Below are 17,491 nucleotides of genomic sequence, written 5' to 3' on the forward strand. Positions count from 1 at the left end.
CCAGTTTATCGCTGCGGAAGATAACGCAGCGGGTTTACGGATTTTCCCTTGTAACGAATTTCAAAGTGTAATCTTACAGAGCTGGTACCCGTGCTACCCATAGTGGCAATTTTTTGCCCCGCCTTAATGTCCTGTTGCTCACGAACCAGCATTGTATCGTTATGAGCATAGGCACTCAGGTAGTCATCGTTATGTTTTATAATTATCAGATTTCCATATCCACGTAAGGCGCCTCCGGCGTAGACAACTCGACCACCTGCTGTTGCGAATACTGACTGACCACTGCTACCAGCAATATCAATCCCTTTGTTACCCCCTTGGGTATCAGAGAAATTTTCAATCACTTTGCCTCCAGCTGGCCACATCCAACTACTGACAGCACTGTTTCCACTGCTTGCGGTTGTCGTCGGTGATTTTACATACGTATTGTTTACGGTTGACGTAGTTGCTTGTGGCAACATTTTTACACTTTTCTGTTTTCCGGAATTTGCAGGATACGCATTAGTTGATTGAGAATCAACCAGCGTTGTTTGAATTTGATTATGGCTATAAGTGGTTAACATCCCGCTACTACCGGTCCTCAAAGTCTGCCCCACCGTCAGACTGTAAGGTTCTGAAATATTATTTTTGCTCGCAAGATCACGAAAATCACTGCCGGTGATCCAGGCAACATAAAACAGAGTATCACCGTGCTTGACTGTATAAGTGCTGCCGTTATAGCTGCCTTTAGGAATACTGTCATAATCACGGTTATAAACGATTCTCCCCTGCAAATTGCTATCAGCCGCACTCATTGACGAAGGTGAAGATGGCATTGGCGTAGATACAGCAGAATTGCCGGAAGATATTACCGGATAACGACTCCCGCTGTTTTGTTTTTGATCAATACTAGTGATAGGTGCAGGGCGAGTTGGCGTATTTGTACAACCGACTAACCAGATTCCCATCAATGAACAAACTACAATCCGCTGTATTTTCTTCATTGGGCTTCCCGAATTCATACTTTCTTCCCCCATAACGGCAAATAATAAGCGTAAAAATCAATAACTCTTAAAGGTTATACATAACCACAAAAATTTCCAAACGAAAATAATTTCGCTTATTAAAGCGCATATAACCATTAATTGAAAAATAGTTGCAATAGACTATGAACTTAAGCCAGTTCCCCTTGCACAAGAGGCACAAAACGTACAGCTTCGATCACTTCACTATGAAAACCATTGCCATGACGTTTCACGGATTTAAGAATTTGTGTATGCTCACCAACGGGCAAAACCATCACGCCACCATCAGCAAGCTGAAGCATCAGTTCTTTTGGGATATACGGAGGCGCCGCGGTCACAATAATAGCATCAAATAACCCACGCGACGGCCATCCTTGCCAACCATCCCCATGACGGGTTGAAACATTATGCAAATCAAGCTGTTTCAATCTGCGTTTAGCCTGCCACTGTAAGCCCTTAATCCGTTCTACCGAGAAAACATGTTTGACCAAATGCGCTAATATTGCCGTCTGATAACCAGAACCAGTACCAATTTCCAAAACCTTAGCATCTGGTGTTAACTGAAGCAGTTCAGTCATACGGGCAACAATATAAGGCTGAGAAATCGTTTGCCCATAACCAATAGGCAAAGCCGTATTTTCATACGCTTTATGTGCCAGTGCTTCATCAACAAAACGTTCTCTGGGCACGGCGGAAATGGCAGCCAGTAAACGTTCATCTTCTATTCCCTGCTGGCGTAATTGTGTCAGCAAATTTTTCATTGCCCGACTCAGCATTCTCCATCAACCTCAGCTTTAGCTAACCAATCCCTTACTAACGCCTGCGCTTTATACGCAGTCAGATCGATCTGTAATGGCGTAATAGAGACATATCCCTGTTCCACCGCTGCAAAATCTGTTTCAGGGCCAGCATCATGTTTATCTCCCGGTGGCCCCAACCAGTAAAGCATGTTGCCTTTCGGATCTTGCATAGAATAAACTTCTTCCGCAGCATGACGGCTACCACAACGTGTCACCCGAAAACCTTTAATGTGCTCAAGTGGCAGATCAGGGACATTCACATTTAAAATATTACCCGCTTTCAGAGGCGTTGTTTGTAGCATTTGTAGCAAACGACATGTGATTTTTGCCGCTGTTTCGTAATGCAATTCTCCATCAAGTGAAATGGCCAATGCCGGTAACCCCAGATGGCGGCCTTCCATTGCAGCCGCAACCGTACCGGAATAAATCACATCATCCCCAAGGTTAGGGCCACGATTAATACCAGAAACAACAATTTCAGGACGCGGAAGCACCAGCCGATTAACACCGAGATAAACACAATCTGTTGGTGTGCCGCCCAATACCGAAATGTCACCATTCTCCAGCGTATTAACACTTAATGAACGATCAAGGGTCAATGCATTAGATGCACCGCTCCGATTACGATCAGGTGCCACAACCTGCACATGATAACTTTCGCGCAATGCAGCCGCTAGAACTTGAATCCCTGGAGCGGTCACACCATCATCATTACTCAACAATATTCGTAACATTATTTTGATCCTGATTGATTATTTCCCTGACCACACTGGTAGCAAAACTGCCAGCCGGCAACCAGAAACTGATTTTTACCGTGTCATTATCTTGCCATTGCCAACTCAGATTCTGAGGCTGCACCAGAATCGCCCTACGGGAACCCTCCACCCTTTCACGCTTGATAAGTTCCCACAACGATTCATAAGGCTGTAAATATTGTCGTTCAAAATCCGCAGCTTGGTGCTGTGCTCCAAATTCACCGTCACCAGGCAGCGGTGCGGTTATTTGTAATTCTCCATCGATCACCCGCTGTTGCAATAAAGGCAATTCAGCTTCGTCAGCAACGAACCAACTACCACGCCCTGTTAATTGTAAGGCGTCACCCTTCATTACCTGTTGCTGCTGTTTCAGAACAATCCGCGCACTGGCTACCGCATTAAACATAGCACTACGACTGGCTGACAGATAAAAACTGCGTTTATTTCTCTCTTTTACTCGGATTTCATTATTTGCCCAACGCTGTGCTTGAATCAGATTCTGCCCATCCCAGCCAAAACGCTGTTCACCAAAATAGTTAGGCACGCCACCTTGCTGGATCAGCCGTAATCTGTTTTCAACCAATTGGTGATGACTAATTTCCCGCAAAATCAGCGTAAATGAATTTCCTTTCAATGCACCAATACGTAGTTTACGTTTCTGACGAGCTGTCGTCAGAACTTCACATCCCTCAAGCTGAAACGAGGCAAAATCAGGCTCCTGTTTGCCCGGTAAGTGCAAACAAAACCACTGTTCTGTCACTGCATTACGGTCTTTTAAACCGGCATAACTGACCGATCTAGACGGTATACCCGCGAAACGAGCGAGGTTATCTGCAACAAATTGGGTATTACAGCCCGTCTTACGAATATGCACCATCAAGTGCTCACCTTCTCCATCAGGAGAAAATCCCAAATCTTCATAGACAATAAAATCTTCCGGAGAAACCTTTAATATCCCCGTAGCTTCTGGTTGCCCATACAGCCAATTTAATTCAGCCAATACCATCAATTATTCCTTAACCAGCAAAGCAACCGCTTCGCAAGCAATACCTTCTTTACGCCCAACAAATCCCAATTTTTCGGTGGTTGTGGCTTTAACATTGATATCATCAATGTGACATTGCAGATCTTCTGCCAGATTGACTCTCATTTGTGGGATATGCGGCCACATTTTGGGTGCTTGAGCGATAATCGTAATATCCAGATTACCAATCCGATAACCCTTTTCTCTGATACGCGAATAGGCTTCGCGCAATAATTTACGGCTATCCACGCCTTTAAACGCCAGATCAGTATCTGGGAATAATTTCCCGATATCGCCCAATGCCGCAGCACCTAACAAAGCATCAGTTGCTGCATGGAGAGCAACATCACCATCGGAATGCGCCAACAGCCCTTGTTCATAAGGAATACGAACACCTCCGATAATAATCGGTCCTTCACCACCAAATTTATGTACATCGAAACCGTGTCCGATCCTCATGATGTCTGTTCCTTTATTTTCTAGACAGATAAAATTCGGCCAATGCCAAATCTTCAGGACGTGTGACTTTTATATTGTCCGCACGCCCGTTAACCAACACCGGTTGATAGCCACAATATTCCAGTGCAGAAGCTTCATCTGTGATATTAGCGTGTTGCGAAAGCGCTTTTAACAAACAGTCCCTTAGTAACATCAATGGAAAAAACTGCGGTGTCAGTGCATGCCAGAGATCTTGGCGCTCTACCGTATGGTCAATAACCTGACCAACACGTCCACGCTTCATCGTATCGCTGACCGGAGATGCCAGAATACCACCACATGCCATATTTCCCTGTTCATCTGCTGCTGCCAATTGTAGCAAACGTTCAAGATCGTCATGGTGTAAGCAAGGGCGAGCAGCATCATGCACTAAAACCCAACAATTATCATTGCCAGTCAAATGAGCCAGATGATTTAAACCAGCCAACACAGAATCGGCTCGCTGTTCACCACCAACTACCGTAGTAATGCGCGAATCGGATGCAACCTCAAGGGATTGAAACAGTGTATCAGCCGGATTTAAAACAACCACAACGCGTTGAATGCGGGGATGATTAAGTAATGCAGTTAGAGTGTGTTCAATAACAGCTTTTCCGGCAATAGACAAATATTGCTTTGGGCAATCCGAATTCATTCGGCTACCAATACCCGCTGCGGGTACCAAAGCAATAATATCAGCACAGGAATGAAGTAATAGATTGTTCATCTTAATTATTGAGTATTATTTGGAGTCGAGGGATGCGAAGTGTTTTCTTTAGATTTATCAATGATTAAACGATAGAAAGTTTCACCCGGTTTGATCATACCCAGCTCACTACGGGATCGCTCTTCGATGGCTTCCTGCCCACCCGTAAGATCATCAATTTCCGCCGATAACTGATCGTTACGCGCTTTAAGTTTGCCGTTATTACGCTCTTGCGTCGTAACATCATTCTTAACCCGCACATAATCGTGAATGCCGTTTTTACCAAGCCACAGTGAATACTGTAACCATCCGAGTAAAACCAGTAATAGTAGCGTCAGCTTACCCATTTCCGCCCCCTGAAATATCCGTCAATCATCCCATAACTCAAAGAATGACGCTACTATCACAAAACAGGACAGGGGAAAAATAGTTAAAGAAGCTATTTACACAAGCACATCATTGAAGACGCAATAATGTGCCTTTGTTGATGTTATTCGTGATGAATCCTTGAGCGTATGGTGCCGCTCTTTTCCAATTCCACCAGCAACTGGGCCACGGAGGTTTCAACGGGTTGCTGGCCTGGAAGATAAATTTCCGGGTTATCGGGAACCTCATAGACTGAATCAATCCCTGTGAAATGACGGATTTCACCTGCACGGGCTTTTTTGTACAATCCCTTAGGATCACGGGATTCGCAAATTTCCAATGGTGTATCGACAAAAACTTCAATAAATTTCCCCGGTTCCAACAGTTCACGCACCTTTTTCCGCTCTGCTTTATGAGGGGAGATAAAAGCCGTCAGCACGACTAAACCCGCATCGACCATCAAACTGGCAACTTCACCCACACGGCGGATATTTTCCTGCCTATCCTGTTCGGAGAAACCCAAATCACGACAAAGACCATGACGCAAGTTATCGCCATCAAGCAAATAAGTTTTTATTCCCCGTTGAAACAGGGCCTGCTCTAAGGCCCCGGCCACCGTGGATTTACCTGAACCCGATAAACCAGTGAACCAAATAACCAATGCAGGATGCCCATTTTCAACCTCCCGCTGCGCTCTGGTCAGTTGATATGGATGCCAGACAACATTTTCTGATGCCAAATTTTCAATGTCAGACAATTTATTTACCTCCCAGTAAATCTCTGGCTCCCCAATGAGGGAAATGACGACGAATCAACCGATTCAATTCCAGTTCAAATTCGCTGAATTCTTTTGGCCCTTCATAAACATCTGTCTGAATTTCACGCACCAAACCAGCACCAACCGTGACATTAGTCAGCCGATCAATAAAGATAATGCCGCCAGTGTCACTATTTTGCTGATAACTATCGAGCATTAATAGCTCTTCAAAAGAAAACTCCACTGATCCGATGGCATTCAATGGTAAATCAACAGCCACCCGTTGTGTCAGGTTCGTAATATCCACCTGATACTGGATATTCTCAACTTTCCCACGGCTCTTTTTACCCGCCACTTTGATATCAAGATTTTGTCCCTGCACCAAAGGCTGTTCAGACATCCACACGACATCCACCAACGCATGCCGGGTAACCGTCATCTCATCAGCAGCAGAAATCAGGAGATCGCCCCGGCTGATATCAATTTCATCTTTCAGCACCACGGTAATTGCTTCACCAGGGACAGCAAAATCCAAATCACCATCAAAAGTCACTATCCGCTCTACTTGCGAGGTTACACCAGATGGCATGACTTTAATCTTCTGCCCCTTGCGTAAAATCCCAGATGAAAGTGTACCGCTGTAACCACGAAAATCGAGATCAGGCCGGCTGACATACTGTACCGGGAAGCGCAATAACTGCTTCGAAGCCTCTTTCTTTACATCTGCGGTTTCAAGAATATCCAACAACGCTGGCCCTTCATACCAGGCCATATTGGTACTTCTGGTGACAATGTTATCGCCATCAAGTGCAGAGATCGGAACAAAATAAATTTTCAAATCTGTCGGCAACTGAGCGGCAAAGTTCAAATAATCTTGTTTGATCAGGTCAAAAACCTCCTGCCTGTATTCCATCAGATCCATTTTATTCACCGCAACCACCAAGTGGCGGATCCCCAGCAAGGTACTGATAAAACTGTGACGACGGGTCTGCTCCTGAACGCCTTTACGGGCATCAATCAACAGAATCGAGAGATCACAGGTCGATGCGCCTGTCGCCATATTGCGGGTGTATTGTTCATGTCCCGGCGTGTCGGCAATAATAAATTTGCGTTTTTCGGTGGAAAAGTAACGATAAGCGACATCAATGGTGATGCCCTGTTCGCGCTCTGCGGCGAGACCATCCACCAGCAAAGCCAAATCCAATTTTTCACCCTGAGTACCGATTCGTTTACTGTCATTCTGCAATGTTGAAAGCTGATCTTCGTAGATCTGACGGGTATCATGTAACAGACGGCCAATCAGGGTACTTTTGCCATCATCCACGCTGCCACAAGTCAGGAAACGCAACAATCCCTTATCCTGTTGAGCACGCAGATAGGCTTCCACACCACCCTGTTGTTTAATTTGATCAGCAATAGCTTCATTTTGTGCAAGTGCGGACATGGTTGTTCTCCTTAGAAATAACCCTGACGTTTTTTCAGTTCCATAGAAGCAGATTGATCACTGTCAATCAGCCGTCCTTGCCGCTCACTTGTCGTGGATATCAGCATCTCTTCAATAATTTCCGGCAATGTTTCAGCATCAGATTTCACGGCCCCCGTCAGCGGCCAGCAACCAAGAGTACGGAAACGAACTTTGCGCTGACTGATAACTTCGCCGGGCTTCAAATCGATCCGGTCGTCATCAACCATAATCAGCGTGCCATCACGCTCTATTACCGGACGCGGTTTGGCAAAATAGAGAGGAACGATATCAATTTGTTCCAGATAGATGTATTGCCAAACATCCAGTTCAGTCCAGTTGGAAAGTGGAAATACGCGAATGCTTTCACCTTTGTTAATCTGACCGTTGTAATTGCGCCACAATTCAGGACGCTGGTTTTTAGGATCCCAACGATGCGAGCGATCACGGAAGGAATAGATCCGCTCCTTAGCACGTGATTTCTCTTCATCACGACGAGCGCCACCAAAGGCAGCATCAAAACCATATTTATCCAATGCCTGCTTTAACCCTTCCGTTTTCATGATGTCAGTATGTTTGGCGCTACCATGCACAAATGGATTGATTCCCATTGCTTCCCCTTGCGGGTTACGATACACCAATAGTTCAAAGCCGTAATTCTTCGCGGTACGATCACGAAACTCGTACATTTCGCGGAATTTCCAGCCCGTATCCACGTGCAGCAAAGGAAATGGTAAGGTTCCCGGATAGAACGCCTTGCGTGCAAGATGAAGCATGACCGAAGAATCTTTACCAATAGAGTAAAGCATTACTGGGTTTTCAAACTCTGCGGCCACTTCTCGTATAATATGGATACTTTCAGCTTCAAGTTGCTGCAAGTGTGTCAATCTTTTCTTGTCCATTACCACTCCTTATGCAAAATCGACTACTGCCGGACGACTTATCTTGGCAATAGGTTGTTGCCCAAACCAGGCTATCTGATGGTGGAGTTGAACTACCTCCCCCACTACCAGTAACGCCGGTGACGGTGCCTGCTGTGCTAACTGTTCCAGTTCCAGCAAAGTGCCTGTCAACACTTGTTGCTCTGGACGGGTACCACAACCGATAACAGCCACGGGTGTATCTTCCGCCCGCCCATGTAAAATTAATTGATGGCTTATCAAGGCGGATTTCACCGTCCCCATATAAATCGCCAGAGTCTGGTTGCCTTTGGCCAAAGCCTGCCAATCCAGCTCATTACCATTTTCCCGGCAATGACCTGTAATAAAAGTGATACTCTGCGAGTGCTCCCGGTGAGTCAGAGGAATTCCCGCGTAAGCAGTCGCTCCAATAGCGGCGGTAATGCCCGGTACGACCTGAAAAGGAATGCCTGCTGATGCCGCAATCTGTAACTCCTCACCACCACGACCAAAGATAAAGGGATCACCGCCTTTAAGGCGAACCACTTTTTTCCCCTGTCTGGCAAATTTCACTATCAATTGGTTAGTTTCTTCCTGAGAAACAGAGTGATTACCCGCTCTTTTGCCAACGCAAATTTTATCTGCATCACGGCGAACCAGATCCAGCACTTCACTGCTGACCAGATGATCATAAAGCACCACATCAGCCTGCTGAATAACCTGTAATCCTCTCAATGTCAGTAATCCCGGATCGCCTGGACCTGCACCGACCAGAGCCAATTCTCCCGGTGAATCAGGCTGTTCCAGTTGTTGCTCAAGTTGTTCTTCCGCCTGTTGGATCTGACCGTTTGCAACCAACATAGCGAAACGACCATTAAAAGCCTGTTCCCAAAAAGAACGACGCTGGCGCATGGAAGTTAATCGCTGTTTTACTCGTTCACGCCAATTCCCGGCGATTTTTGCCATCGTGCCAAGACTGGAAGGCAGTAACGCCTCCAGCTTTTCCCGTATTAAACGCGCCAGTACCGGGGCTTTTCCCGCCGATGAAATCGCCACTAAAACAGGAGAACGATCGATAATTGATGGAAAAATAAATGAGCAATGAGATTGATCATCAACGACATTGACCAAAATACCGCGCTTATCCGCCTCGGTAAAAACCTGATGATTTAGAATGCGATCATCAGTCGCCGCAATGACCAAAAAGATGCCATCAAGATATTCAGGTTGGAATTCTCTCTTATACCATTCCAGCTCACCAGCTTGATAACGCTGTTGTAATTCAGAGCATAATTCAGGCGTTACAACCTGTAATAATGCACCTGCCCGTAGTAGTAGAGTCGCCTTACGTGCAGCCACCTCTCCACCACCGACAAGTAATACAAGCCGCCCTTTCAACTCAACAAATATCGGTAAGTAATCCACAATTGCCCTTTGTATCCAGTGAAATATTTATAAGTAATGAAACTGTTTCGAATGAATATATGAGTCGGTGGTAAAGTTATAAAATGACAAAAAGGAATTAATTGTTCTGTAATGGAATATAGGTGACCTTTCTAGAATAGCTTTTCATTAGATTGCATGAGGATGAAGATGAAAGCACAAAATATAATGACAGTAGCCGGGCAACTGGCTGTTATTAGCTACGTGCCGGAAATCGGCATGTTCAGGGGTAAATTCTTAGTATTGTCCGGTTATTGTGATTTTATCTCTGATAGTATTCAGGGCTACCCCGAATCATTTGGGGAGCAATTGCATCATGCAGCAGCCGAGCATCAAGTTTCGGTGAACGCATTTATCATTGAAAGTTTAAATGAACAAATGAAATAGGCGTAAAAATCCATTGCACAAAGCCCCGCCATAAAACAAAGCGAGGGCTTTACCATCGATCCCACTCAGGAAATATCCGGTTTTTTAATTTTCATGTAACCCACATTCTCTCTTTAAGCCAAAGAAACGGGTTTGTTCTTCACTCATACCCGGTTCCCATTTTTGGGTTGTATGAGTATCACCAACAGAGAGATAACCCTGTTCCCATAATGGATGATATTCCAACCCATGCTTTGTAAGATATTGATGCACATGTTTGTTATCCCAGTCGATAATCGGCAAGAGCTTAAATACGCCACGCTGTACAGACAAAACCGGTAATTTTGATCGGCTTTCAGATTGCTGGCGGCGTAAACCAGCAAACCAACTTTGTGCTCTCAGGTTTTTCAAAGCCCGATTCATTGGTTCGACTTTATTAATTTGATTGTAGCGTTCGATTCCCTCTACACCTTGTTCCCACAATTTTCCATAACGAGCTTCTTGCCAGGCTGGAGAATGTTCAGCACTGAATACTTGCAGATTCAGTTTCAGTTGCGTTGTTAATTTATCTATGAATTGATAAGTTTCAGGGAACAAATAGCCGGTATCAGTAAGAATGACAGGAATATCCGGGTATTCCTGTGCCACTAAATGAAGACATACCGCCGCCTGAATGCCAAAACTGGAAGAAAGAACAAACTCCCCCGGCAAATTCTCCAATGCCCAATTTACCCGCTGATGAGCATCCATAATTTCAAGTCGCTGATTAATCTCAACCAGTGATGTCTCCTGCTGTTCTGTCGCCACTCCAACCAATTGTGATAAGCTGAGTTGGCTCATACCGCCTCCTGCCAATCGTAAAAATCGCGGGCCGCATCCAGTACCGGTTTGATAATATCGGTACGGATCAGGAAATCGCCAAAGCCTTCATTTAGTTGCCTCCCTATCGCCCAGCACCCGATAAGTTCATCCATGATGGATAAGATCGCTTCAGAACTGATATTTTCTTTATACATGCGTGGAATACGAGTGCCGATCCGGTTTCCACCAAGATGAAGGTTATAGCGATCAAGCGCTTTACCCACCAACCCCACTTCCGCCAACATAGCTCTACCACAACCATTCGGGCAACCCGTCACCCTCAAAACAATATGTTCATCACCAATACCGTGTTTATTCATCAGTTGTTCAACATGGGTGACAAACTCCGGCAAAAAACGCTCAGCCTCAGCCATTGCCAATGGACAAGTTGGGAAAGAGACACAAGCCATTGAGTTTTCACGCTGAACGGTGGTTTTATCGTCAATCAACCCATGTTGACGGGCGATAGTTTCAATGCGCTGTTTTTCACTTTCAGGAATACCAGCAATGATTAAGTTCTGGTTGGCTGTCAGGCGAAAATCCCCTTTGTGGATTTTTGCAATTTCGGCAACGCCACTTTTCAGTGGCCTGCCCGGATAGTCCAAAAGGCGGCCATTCTCAATAAACAGCGTCAAATGCCATTTATCATCGATTCCTTTTAGCCAGCCAATTTGATCACCACGGCCAGTAAATTCATAAGGCCGGATTGCTTCAAATTTCACGCCCGCACGTTTTTCCACTTCCTCTTTAAAGGTGTTAATGCCAACCCGCTCCAACGTATACTTGGTTTTAGCATTTTTACGCTCAGTCCGGTTACCCCAGTCACGCTGAGTGGTCACCACAGCTTCAGCAATCGCCAATGTATGCTCAAGCGGAATATAACCAAATTCACTCGCCATTCGTGGATAGGTATTTTTATCGCCGTGAGTCATCGCCAAACCACCACCCACCAGCACGTTAAAACCAATCAGTCTGCCACCTTCTGAAATGGCAACGAAGCTCAGATCGTTAGCATGTAGATCAACATCATTCTGGGGAGGAATAACTACCGTGGTTTTGAACTTACGCGGCAAATAAGTGGGCCCAAGAATCGGCTCTTCATCCGTAGTTGCAACTTTTTCTTTATCCAGCCAGAGTTCAGCATAAGCACGGGTACGTGGCAGCAAATGTTCTGAAATTTTCTTTGCCCATTCGTAGGCTTGCTGATGCAGCTCTGATTGAATAGGATTCGAGGTACAAAGCACATTGCGGTTAACGTCATTCGCCGTCGCAAGCGAATCCAGACCAACCTGATTCAGTAATTGATGTGCAGGTTTTACATCCCCTTTCAAAATACCATGAAATTGAAATGTCTGACGGTTAGTCAACCGGATACTGCCATAAAGGGTATTTTCCTCAGCAAACTTATCAATACCCAGCCATTGCTGTGGCGTAATCACGCCACCCGGCAGACGACAGCGCAACATCATTGCATGACGTGGCTCTAGTTTTTGCTCTGCCCGTTCAGCACGGATATCACGATCATCCTGCTGGTACATGCCATGAAAACGAATCAACAGGAAATTGTCCCCTTCAAAACCTCCTGTCAAGCCATTTGTTAAATCTTCGCTAATCGTACCTCGCAGGAAGTTACTCTCCCGCTTCATACGTTCACTGTCAGCCAGTTTACCTTTAACAATCAAAGGACCATGTTGTTTATCGTTCATTAGTACACATCCCTCTGATAACGGCGCTCAAGGCGCAGTTCACTTAAGAATTCATCTGCCTGTTCGATATCCATGCCACCATACTCAGCAATAATATCCAGCAACGCATGTTCCACATCTTTCGCCATCCGGTTTGCATCACCGCATACATACAGATGTGCCCCTTCCTTTATCCAACGCCACACTTCTTCGCCCTGCTCACGCAATTTGTCCTGAACATAAACTTTATGCTGCTGATCACGGGACCACGCCAGATCAATACGAGTCAACAGGCCATCTTTGACATAACGCTGCCACTCCATTTGATAGAGAAAATCTTCCGTGAAATGTGGATTACCAAAGAACAGCCAATTTTTCCCTTCAGCGCCATCGGCCTCCCTTTGCTGCATAAATGCCCGAAATGGTGCAATTCCAGTTCCCGGCCCAATCATGATGACAGCCGTGCGTGGATCAGCAGGCAGACGAAAATTATCGTTATGCTCAACAAAAATACGAATATCACCATTTTCCTGTAAGCGATCTGCCAGATAGCCGGATGCACCGCCGGTGCGGGCCCGACCATCAATTTCATAACGAACAACACCGACTGTAATATGAACTTCATTTTCTACTTCAGCCTGAGAGGAAGAAATTGAATAAAGTCTTGGCGTTAGAGGCCGCAATAAATCAATAACCTGTTGAGCTTCTGGCTGAGAAGCAGCCTCTCTTACCATATCGGCAATAGGTTTATTGTGAGCGTATTGCTGTAATGCCTGTTTATCGGCAATCAGAGACAATAATTTCTCATTTTTTGCCAGCACAGCATATTTTTCTACAATCAAGCTAGTATTTTGGGTTAGCTCAACATGGCTGATCAGTGCTTCCCTTAATGGTAATTTCTGACCATTAACTTCAATCTGTTCTGTTCCTTCCAACCAGAGTAGATTCAACAATTCATCCACCAGAGCCGGATCATTTTTAAACCAGACACCCAAAGCATCACCCGGTTGATAACGCAGACCGGAATCTCCCAGATCAATTTCAATATGGCGAACATCTTTATCAGAACCACGGCCCGTTATTTTCTGACAAGTAGCTAAAGCCGCAGTCAATGGTGCCTGTTTAGTATAAGAAGTTGAGAAAACTTCATTTACCGATCTGTTCTGTGCAGAAATAATCACAGTTCCTGTCTCAGCCGGAATACGCTGTTTCAGTATCCCAGTTAATTGTTTACGCCACTGGGCCGCAACCTGCTGATATTCCACATCACCATCTACACGCTCCAGAAGCCGTTGAGCACCTAATTCATTGAGACGATTATCGAAATCTTTTCCGGCCTGGCAGAACCGCTCATAAGAAGTATCACCCAGACCAAAAACCGCAAATACCGCACCATTCAGCTTCGGTGCCTTTTTAGAATAGAGATATTTATATAATGCAACCGCTTCCTCAGCAGGTTCTCCTTCACCTTGAGTAGAAGCAATAATTATCAGTATCTTTTCTTGAGAAATTTGTTTGAATTTATAATCACTGGCATTGAATAGATTGACATTGAGTTTCTCTGCCAACAAATCATCGCGGAGTTGCTCGGCCAAACGGCGAGCATTACCGGTTTGTGAAGCTGAAATTAATGTAATCGTCTCCTGTGCCGGAACCGCCGGAGCCACAGCCTGAACCTGTGGTTGTTGATTTACCATTCCCCAAAAATAACCAGACAGCCAGGCTAATTGAGTCGGTGAAAAATCCCCAACTGCCGATTGCAAACGCGCTAGCTGTTCAGGTGAAACCGGAAGAAGTGAAATTGAAGGTGGTTTTATGCTCATTGTCCTGTGCTGCCCTTTACGATTACTAATGTCCGTTATTTTTAGTAGAGAAAATAAATAGGGATTGTTTGTAAGGTTATCTCAGCGACTTGTTACTATTTAAAGAAACTATCGCAATATCAAATAACCAAAACGCCTAACCATATTTACAGATTTAATATATCTATAAAACAGTTAATAAGAGCAATGGCAAAAAAATGAAAAAACCAGGTTTAATTCAGAGGATCAGGTAGAATGACGGGTTTTTTGAAGTCAGGGAGAACCACTATGAGCACAACGATTTTTAAAGATTTTCAGTTTGAAGCCGCCCACCACCTGCCACATGTTCCAGAAGGCCATAAATGCGGACGCCTGCATGGGCACTCATTTATGGTTCGGCTGGAAATTACCGGGGAAGTCGATCCTCATAGTGGTTGGATTATGGACTTTGCTGATCTAAAAACTGTATTTAAACCCATTTGGGAACAGCTAGATCACCACTACCTGAATGATATCCCTGGACTGGAAAACCCAACTAGCGAAGTACTGGCAGCCTGGATTTGGGCTAAAGTTAAACCCTCAATTCCACAACTCAGTGCCGTTATGGTGAAAGAAACCTGTAACGCAGGATGTATTTTCCGCGGAAAGTGAAACAAATTACTGCACCAGGAAACCTCCAGTGCAGTAATCTCTCAAGCAATATTCAAATACTTATGTGTTTGCATAGAAAGCCGCCAATTGCGCGCAATACAAGTTTCAATACATAAACGGGTAGCGTCTTCTTTCTGGCTAATCGGTTGCAATGCAATAATACGCGATGAGTTGTCATCCAATACCGCTAATAACTCATCCAATGCCTCAATATCTCTTTCACGTGCAACTGGATGTTTTATTTCATTAGCTCTCTGCAAAGCTTGCTGCAATACCTGATAACCACCACGCATTTTAACTTTTGGCGAAACTGTCACCCAAGTGGCAGAAGAACATTTAACATGATACGTACCACTGGTTTCTATCTGGCATTGATAGCCAAGGCTTTCTAACTCTTCAGTCAGAGGAGTAAGATCATAAAGGCAAGGCTCACCACCAGTAATAACAACATGACGCGCGGTATATCCCTGTTGAACAAACAGTGCTGCAATTTGCTTAGGTGATGCTTCACCCCATTCATCGCTTTCATTCGTCTTCAGTAAGATTGTCTCCAGCATTCGCTGCTTTTCGGCTTCTTTTTCCCAGGTGTGTTTAGTATCACACCAGCTACAACCGATCGGACACCCTTGCAGACGAATAAAAATTGCCGGGACTCCCGTAAAAAAACCTTCTCCCTGCAATGTCTGGAATATTTCGTTAATCGGGTAAAACATAAAAATCTCTGGTTTCATTAGATAGGAATGCATTATTACAGATATCTATCCCGCAGACATCAATCTTTATGGTAAGGTACAGGGTTTGCTTCGCTCGGCTAATATGAAGCTTATCGGGGCATTGTGTGCTTAAAATATATCTAGCACTGAGAAAGTGACAGGAATAAATAATGCAGAATAATGAAACTCAGCTGAAACGGGGTCTAACCGGGCGGCACATCCGCTTTATGGCATTAGGCTCCGCAATAGGCACAGGGCTGTTCTATGGCTCCGCAGCAGCTATTCAGCAAGCTGGACCCGCCGTATTACTCGCCTATTTAATCGGCGGTGCTGCCGTATTTATGGTGATGCGTGCATTAGGCGAAATGGCTGTTCACCATCCAGTAGCCGGTTCTTTTTCACACTATGCCAGCCATTACCTCGGCCCTTTAGCCGGATTTCTAACCGGATGGAATTATATATTCGAAATGCTGATCGTCTGCCTGGCTGACGTTACTGCATTTGGTTTTTATATGAAGCTCTGGTTCCCACATGTGGAACAGTGGATCTGGGTGCTAAGCATTGTCTGCTTTATTGGCGCAATTAATCTTTGCCATGTGAAGATTTTCGGTGAAATGGAATTCTGGCTTTCTATTGTGAAAGTTACCGCAATTATCGCTATGATTATCGGCGGCATGGCTATCATGGTATATGGATTCGGTCAGGAAACAGACCATGTAACCGGCATTTCCAGTTTATGGGAATATGGCGGTTTTATGCCTAATGGCATCAGTGGTGTTATAGCTTCACTTGCCATTGTGATGTTTGCTTTTGGTGGTATTGAAGTCATTGGTATTACTGCCAGCGAAGCTAAAAATCCTGAAAAAACTATTCCAAAAGCAATCAATGCTGTTCCTTTCCGTATTTTGCTGTTCTACGTATTGACCCTGTTTATTCTGATGTGTATCTATCCGTGGAATCAAATTGGTCAAGAAGGGAGTCCATTCGTACAGATTTTTTCTAGCCTAGGTATTAATTCTGCGGCTAATATTCTTAACATTGTGGTTATTACTGCCGCAATTTCTGCAATTAATAGCGATATTTTTGGTGCTGGCCGCATGATGTATGGTATGGCCCAAGAAGGACAGGCGCCTAAATCATTCACCAAGCTGAGCCGTAATGGTGTACCGTGGATGACAGTGGTAGTTATGTCAGCCGTCCTGCTGATTGGCGTTGTTCTTAACTATCTGCTTCCGAATGAAATTTTCGTTATCATTGCTTCTATCGCAACATTTGCCACTGTGTGGGTATGGCTGATGATCCTGCTTTCTCAGGTTGCTATGCGCCGCAAAATGAATAAAGAAGAAGTTAAAACATTAAAATTCCCTGTTCCTATGTGGCCAATAGCACCAATATTAACAATTATCTTTATGGTATTTGTTATTGTATTACTGGGCTATTTCGAGAAAACCCGCATTGCATTAATTGTGGGAATCACATGGGTAATCTTATTATCAATCACCTATTTCTTTAGCAAAAAGAAAAATATTTCTCAAACCCATCAGATAAACAAATAATTTTTATTCATAAATGCCAGATTGCTCTGGCGTTTATTTTAATTTATTCAGAAAAGATATATTTGACATTTATCTCAATATCATTTTTATATATTAATCAAAATAAATCTTATTTTTAAAATATGAATCCATCGCAATACATAGTAAAAATCCCCCTTCATAGA

At 44.4% G+C, this 17,491-nt stretch carries 18 protein-coding genes; 3 read left to right on the forward strand and 15 right to left on the reverse strand.

Going from position 1 to position 17,491, the window contains the following annotated elements:
* Positions 1-5: 5 nt before the first annotated feature.
* The 11 genes from nlpD to cysG all read right to left on the reverse strand — a co-directional run bounded on the left by nlpD (position 6) and on the right by cysG (position 9,675).
* A complete protein-coding gene (nlpD, locus tag KZ793_RS16595) occupies positions 6-983 on the reverse strand; it encodes a murein hydrolase activator NlpD (RefSeq protein WP_225816347.1) in 978 nt (325 codons plus the stop codon).
* Between the two features lie 170 nt (positions 984-1,153).
* A complete protein-coding gene (locus KZ793_RS16600) occupies positions 1,154-1,780 on the reverse strand; it encodes a protein-L-isoaspartate(D-aspartate) O-methyltransferase (RefSeq protein WP_225816348.1) in 627 nt (208 codons plus the stop codon).
* The gene (gene surE, locus KZ793_RS16605) at positions 1,774-2,538 is read right to left on the reverse strand and encodes a 5'/3'-nucleotidase SurE (protein WP_225816349.1); all 765 of its coding nucleotides are present in this window, start codon (positions 2,536-2,538) and stop codon (positions 1,774-1,776) included. The genes KZ793_RS16600 and surE overlap by 7 nt, the downstream gene beginning before the upstream one ends.
* The gene (truD, locus tag KZ793_RS16610) at positions 2,516-3,565 is read right to left on the reverse strand and encodes a tRNA pseudouridine(13) synthase TruD (RefSeq protein ID WP_225816350.1); all 1,050 of its coding nucleotides are present in this window, start codon (positions 3,563-3,565) and stop codon (positions 2,516-2,518) included. The genes surE and truD overlap by 23 nt, the downstream gene beginning before the upstream one ends.
* 3 nt (positions 3,566-3,568) lie before the next feature.
* The gene (ispF, locus tag KZ793_RS16615) at positions 3,569-4,042 is read right to left on the reverse strand and encodes a 2-C-methyl-D-erythritol 2,4-cyclodiphosphate synthase (protein WP_225816351.1); all 474 of its coding nucleotides are present in this window, start codon (positions 4,040-4,042) and stop codon (positions 3,569-3,571) included.
* Positions 4,043-4,055: 13 nt separating this feature from the next.
* Entirely contained in the window at positions 4,056-4,787 is a 732-nt protein-coding gene (gene ispD / locus KZ793_RS16620; RefSeq protein ID WP_225816352.1) for a 2-C-methyl-D-erythritol 4-phosphate cytidylyltransferase, read from the reverse strand.
* A 5-nt stretch (positions 4,788-4,792) separates the two neighbouring features.
* Positions 4,793-5,113: a cell division protein FtsB gene (gene ftsB / locus KZ793_RS16625; RefSeq protein WP_225816353.1), complete on the reverse strand. Its 321-nt coding sequence runs from the start codon at positions 5,111-5,113 to the stop codon at positions 4,793-4,795.
* Between the two features lie 143 nt (positions 5,114-5,256).
* Positions 5,257-5,889, reverse strand: coding sequence for an adenylyl-sulfate kinase (gene cysC, locus KZ793_RS16630; protein ID WP_225816354.1), 633 nt, complete (start codon positions 5,887-5,889; stop codon positions 5,257-5,259).
* Position 5,890: 1 nt separating this feature from the next.
* Positions 5,891-7,333: a sulfate adenylyltransferase subunit CysN gene (gene cysN, locus KZ793_RS16635; protein WP_225816355.1), complete on the reverse strand. Its 1,443-nt coding sequence runs from the start codon at positions 7,331-7,333 to the stop codon at positions 5,891-5,893.
* An 11-nt stretch (positions 7,334-7,344) separates the two neighbouring features.
* The gene (cysD, locus tag KZ793_RS16640; protein ID WP_225816356.1) at positions 7,345-8,253 is read right to left on the reverse strand and encodes a sulfate adenylyltransferase subunit CysD; all 909 of its coding nucleotides are present in this window, start codon (positions 8,251-8,253) and stop codon (positions 7,345-7,347) included.
* Between the two features lie 9 nt (positions 8,254-8,262).
* Positions 8,263-9,675, reverse strand: coding sequence for a siroheme synthase CysG (cysG, locus tag KZ793_RS16645; RefSeq protein WP_225816357.1), 1,413 nt, complete (start codon positions 9,673-9,675; stop codon positions 8,263-8,265).
* A 162-nt stretch (positions 9,676-9,837) separates the two neighbouring features.
* Here cysG and KZ793_RS16650 point away from each other — a divergent pair, with 162 nt between their 5' ends.
* Positions 9,838-10,080, forward strand: coding sequence for a toxin-antitoxin system HicB family antitoxin (locus KZ793_RS16650; RefSeq protein WP_225816358.1), 243 nt, complete (start codon positions 9,838-9,840; stop codon positions 10,078-10,080).
* Between the two features lie 84 nt (positions 10,081-10,164).
* Here the strand turns inward: KZ793_RS16650 and KZ793_RS16655 are convergent, their stop codons facing one another.
* The 3 genes from KZ793_RS16655 to cysJ are packed head-to-tail and all read right to left on the reverse strand — an operon-like array spanning position 10,165 to position 14,428.
* Positions 10,165-10,899, reverse strand: a complete 735-nt coding sequence (locus tag KZ793_RS16655; RefSeq protein WP_225816359.1) for a phosphoadenylyl-sulfate reductase — start codon at positions 10,897-10,899, stop codon at positions 10,165-10,167.
* A complete protein-coding gene (gene cysI, locus KZ793_RS16660) occupies positions 10,896-12,626 on the reverse strand; it encodes an assimilatory sulfite reductase (NADPH) hemoprotein subunit (RefSeq protein ID WP_225816360.1) in 1,731 nt (576 codons plus the stop codon). The genes KZ793_RS16655 and cysI overlap by 4 nt, the downstream gene beginning before the upstream one ends.
* A complete protein-coding gene (gene cysJ / locus KZ793_RS16665; RefSeq protein ID WP_225816361.1) occupies positions 12,626-14,428 on the reverse strand; it encodes an NADPH-dependent assimilatory sulfite reductase flavoprotein subunit in 1,803 nt (600 codons plus the stop codon). Before cysJ ends, cysI begins: the two co-directional genes overlap by 1 nt.
* A 267-nt stretch (positions 14,429-14,695) precedes the next feature.
* Between cysJ and queD the strand changes: the two genes are divergently transcribed.
* Positions 14,696-15,058 carry a 6-carboxytetrahydropterin synthase QueD gene (gene queD / locus KZ793_RS16670; protein ID WP_132355931.1) on the forward strand — a complete coding sequence of 121 codons (363 nt, stop codon included), beginning with the start codon at positions 14,696-14,698 and terminating at the stop codon, positions 15,056-15,058.
* A gap of 41 nt (positions 15,059-15,099) precedes the next feature.
* Here the strand turns inward: queD and queE are convergent, their stop codons facing one another.
* Positions 15,100-15,771: a 7-carboxy-7-deazaguanine synthase QueE gene (gene queE / locus KZ793_RS16675; RefSeq protein ID WP_225816362.1), complete on the reverse strand. Its 672-nt coding sequence runs from the start codon at positions 15,769-15,771 to the stop codon at positions 15,100-15,102.
* A 170-nt stretch (positions 15,772-15,941) separates the two neighbouring features.
* Between queE and KZ793_RS16680 the strand changes: the two genes are divergently transcribed.
* Positions 15,942-17,327 (forward strand): amino acid permease, encoded by a 1,386-nt coding sequence (locus KZ793_RS16680; RefSeq protein WP_225816363.1) that lies wholly within the window; start codon positions 15,942-15,944, stop codon positions 17,325-17,327.
* The last annotated feature ends 164 nt before the right edge of the window (positions 17,328-17,491 follow it).

This window comes from Photorhabdus antumapuensis, assembly GCF_020387775.1.
GTDB lineage: Bacteria > Pseudomonadota > Gammaproteobacteria > Enterobacterales > Enterobacteriaceae > Photorhabdus > Photorhabdus antumapuensis.